Consider the following 3082-nt stretch of genomic DNA (forward strand, 5'->3'; position numbering starts at 1 on the left):
TAAAAATTTATATAACTTGGAAAATATAATTAATTTATTGTCTAATTATCACTATATTAGATGATGTGTATGGCTCACCCTCGTTTATTAAAGTGATATTCCAGAGAATGACATAAATCCAAGTGACATAAGACCGACAGTGATAAAGGTAATACCTAGCCCTTTTAGTCCCTTGGGAATATTTGAATATTTCATTTTTTCTCGTAATCCGGCTAAGGCGATAATCGCCAGCATCCAGCCAATGCCACAACCTGCACCATAAGTAATAGATTCAGCAAAATTATAGTTCCGCTCAACCATAAATATGGTGGCACCAAAAATCGCGCAGTGGATAGTGAGCAAAGGTAGGAAAATTCCTAGCGAGTGATACAGGGAGGGAATGAATTTATCCAGAAACATCTCTAAAACTTGGACAAGAGCAGCTAAGACACCGATAAAGGTGATAAAATTAAGAAATGACAAGTCTATGCCTTCAACGATGCTATCTTCTTTGAGTATATAATTATAGATTAAGTTATTGATTGGTGTGGATAATGTAAGTAATACTGTGACAGTTATCCCTAGTTTAAATGCGGTTTTAACCTCTTTAGAAACAGCTAAAAAAGTACACATCCCAAGGAAGAAACTTAGAGCCATATTTTCAATAAAAGCTGCTTTAATGAGTATGTTTAAGTGATTTTCAATCATAATCCCTCCCATGTATGATAAGCTGTTTATAGTCTAAATAAAACAGTAAATTACTTAAAGCTATCTTTTAAAAAGCTGGGAGGTAGATTTATGAGTATGGACTTGGAAGAGCGAGTTTTAGCGGCACTTGATGAGTATTATCCCAATTTACGTTATAAAATAGATCATTATGATGTTGAAGTGACTCAAGCAAATTGCAGCGTAAGAATGTGGATTAAAGGTGAAGTTTTACCCAGATATGTCATATTTGATAGGAATATTGAGACTGACAATTTGTACCTGACACACGGAATCAGTCATGAAGACTAACAGAAATGTTGGTATTTTCCTCTACAACCAATAGTAAATTTTAATCGGGGTTGAATAGTACCCCGATTATCGCGGATAACGTTATTTCTACAACCGATAATATTATTTGAATAGAAATGTTTTTGTCCGTATCTTTCTAACCAGCCCAATGAACGCTCAACCACCCAATGGTTGGGGATCACCACGAACATATGCAATTCAGAACGTTTGGCAATTGTTACGGTAGCACCACACAGCAATTTTAACGACAGGGCAAACGCCTCCCCAGTATACCCACTATCGGCCATAAGCATTTTACCCGCGTTCCAACTGAGTATGATTATCGACAACAAGCTGACGTTTGATTCCTGATATCTTTTCCCCGGCATTATAGCCTTTGTATTCAGCGGGTTCGGTGTTCTTCATACTCCAGAAGGTTGCCGGATTCACAGGGTGCCGTTTGTTTATGGGCGTGCCCAAACAAAGGGAGTATCTGCTCAAATTGCTCGCGGGTACGGGAGAAAAAACACCGGAGGGATTGATAGCACCCAGTGTCTCGGAACCGCGTAATCTGTTGTCAAAATCGGTGAAAAAGACGGGAGAGACAATCGAACAGAGTTTACGTTGGTCATACTGGCAGCGACGGCATCAATATTGTGCCTAACAATGTCATTGTCATAACCGAGATAACATACTGATTAAAAATAAATTATGGGTGTATTGTTAGTCAATGTTCAACGCGTTCAGGGCACAGATTGATAGATCTAGGTCACAAGAAAAAGTATATTGTAGAAAATAAAAACCCTAAGTGTGAACTCAGGGTTTTTAGTTAAATATTGCCGATAATGGTCAAGTGTGGACACTCTGTGGACACAGACAGACATAAATGTATAGATATCAATGAACTACAAGGATATTTTGAACGCCATGCCAGTGTTACATAACCGTATTTCTAATAAAGAGCTAAAAGAGCGCATGTTGGCTGAAAATGAACCGCGCACGACAATCTCTTTTTATAAATATTTTACTATTTCCGAACCACAGGCTTTTCGCGATAGTTTGTATCAAAAGTTTGCTGAATTATCTGTCTTTGGGCGGGTTTATATCGCCAAAGAAGGTATCAACGCACAAATTAGTGTGCCTTCCAAAAATGTTGATGCGTTGAGAGCATTATTAGATGAGACCGACCCGGCGTTATGCAATTTGCGTCTTAACATTGCGTTGGAAGATGATGGTAAGTCATTTTGGGTATTGCGCATGAAGGTGCGTGAACGCATTGTTGCCGATGGTATTGGAGATGAAACTTTTGATCCATCTAAAACAGGCGAATACCTGAAAGCGGAGCAGGTTAACCAAATGTTGGATGATCCTGATACCGTCTTTGTCGATATGCGTAACCACTACGAATATGAAGTCGGGCATTTCGAAAACGCGATTGAAATTCCATCAGATACATTTCGTGAGCAGTTGCCAATGGCTGTGGAAATGCTGAAGGACAATAAAGATAAAAATGTAGTTATGTACTGTACCGGTGGAATTCGTTGCGAAAAAGCGAGTGCTTATATGTTGCACAACGGTTTTAGCAAAGTTTACCACGTAGAAGGTGGCATTATTGAATATGCCCGTAAAGCGAAAGAACAGGGATTGCCAGTCCGGTTTGTTGGCAAGAACTTTGTCTTTGATGAACGCATGGGTGAACGTATTTCTGAAGATATCATTGCGCACTGCCATCAATGCGGAGCAACATGTGATAGCCATACCAACTGTAAGAACGATGGCTGCCATTTGTTGTTTATCCAGTGCCCATCTTGTGCAGCACATTTCGAAGGTTGTTGCAGCGATGCCTGTCGCAAAGAGATGAGACTGCCAGGAGAAGAACAGCGTACTCGTCGGGCAGGAAGAGAGAATGGCGCTAAAATCTTTAATAAGTCCCGCTATCGGTTAAATGATGGCTTGCATATCACATCACTGCAATCTATTAAGTAGTCGTTCTAGTTAGTTTTCATCTTTCAAATTGTAGATTTATTATCTGCGTTTATTGTCCCAGTCACATAATTCGCTATGTGACTGGGAATTTATTCTATTGCCACTATTATACTAAGATAGG

At 39.4% G+C, this 3082-nt stretch carries 4 protein-coding genes and 1 pseudogene; 3 read left to right on the forward strand and 2 right to left on the reverse strand.

Features of this window, described 5'->3' with window-relative positions; genetic code table 11:
- Positions 1 to 87 precede the first annotated feature (87 nt).
- Positions 88 to 687, reverse strand: coding sequence for an NADH:ubiquinone reductase (Na(+)-transporting) subunit E (gene nqrE, locus PSI15_RS17345; RefSeq protein WP_273584610.1), 600 nt, complete (start codon positions 685 to 687; stop codon positions 88 to 90).
- Between the two features lie 90 nt (positions 688 to 777).
- Between nqrE and PSI15_RS17350 the strand changes: the two genes are divergently transcribed.
- Positions 778 to 996 (forward strand): hypothetical protein, encoded by a 219-nt coding sequence (locus tag PSI15_RS17350; protein ID WP_273584611.1) that lies wholly within the window; start codon positions 778 to 780, stop codon positions 994 to 996.
- A 131-nt stretch (positions 997 to 1127) separates the two neighbouring features.
- On the opposite strand, the pseudogene PSI15_RS18640 reads toward PSI15_RS17350, so the two are convergent.
- Positions 1128 to 1277, reverse strand: a pseudogene (locus tag PSI15_RS18640) (IS5/IS1182 family transposase); the annotation flags it as partial.
- Positions 1278 to 1441: 164 nt separating this feature from the next.
- Here PSI15_RS18640 and PSI15_RS17360 point away from each other — a divergent pair.
- On the forward strand, positions 1442 to 1639 hold the full coding sequence (locus PSI15_RS17360; RefSeq protein WP_273584612.1) for a hypothetical protein: 198 nt from the start codon (positions 1442 to 1444) through the stop codon (positions 1637 to 1639).
- Between the two features lie 263 nt (positions 1640 to 1902).
- Positions 1903 to 2961, forward strand: coding sequence for an oxygen-dependent tRNA uridine(34) hydroxylase TrhO (trhO, locus tag PSI15_RS17365; protein WP_273584613.1), 1059 nt, complete (start codon positions 1903 to 1905; stop codon positions 2959 to 2961).
- Positions 2962 to 3082 lie beyond the last annotated feature (121 nt).

The sequence above is a fragment of the Xenorhabdus sp. PR6a genome (assembly GCF_028599065.1).
Classification (GTDB): Bacteria; Pseudomonadota; Gammaproteobacteria; order Enterobacterales; family Enterobacteriaceae; genus Xenorhabdus; species Xenorhabdus doucetiae.

Bases quoted from the DNA above. Each gene is read 5' to 3' on its own strand.
- trhO (WP_273584613.1), top strand. From the start codon at position 1,903: ATGCCAGTGTTACATAACCGTATTTCTAATAAAGAGCTAAAAGAGCGC.
- PSI15_RS17350 (WP_273584611.1), top strand. From the start codon at position 778: ATGAGTATGGACTTGGAAGAGCGAGTTTTAGCGGCACTTGATGAGTAT.
- nqrE (WP_273584610.1), bottom strand. From the start codon at position 687: ATGATTGAAAATCACTTAAACATACTCATTAAAGCAGCTTTTATTGAA.
- PSI15_RS17360 (WP_273584612.1), top strand. From the start codon at position 1,442: ATGGGCGTGCCCAAACAAAGGGAGTATCTGCTCAAATTGCTCGCGGGT.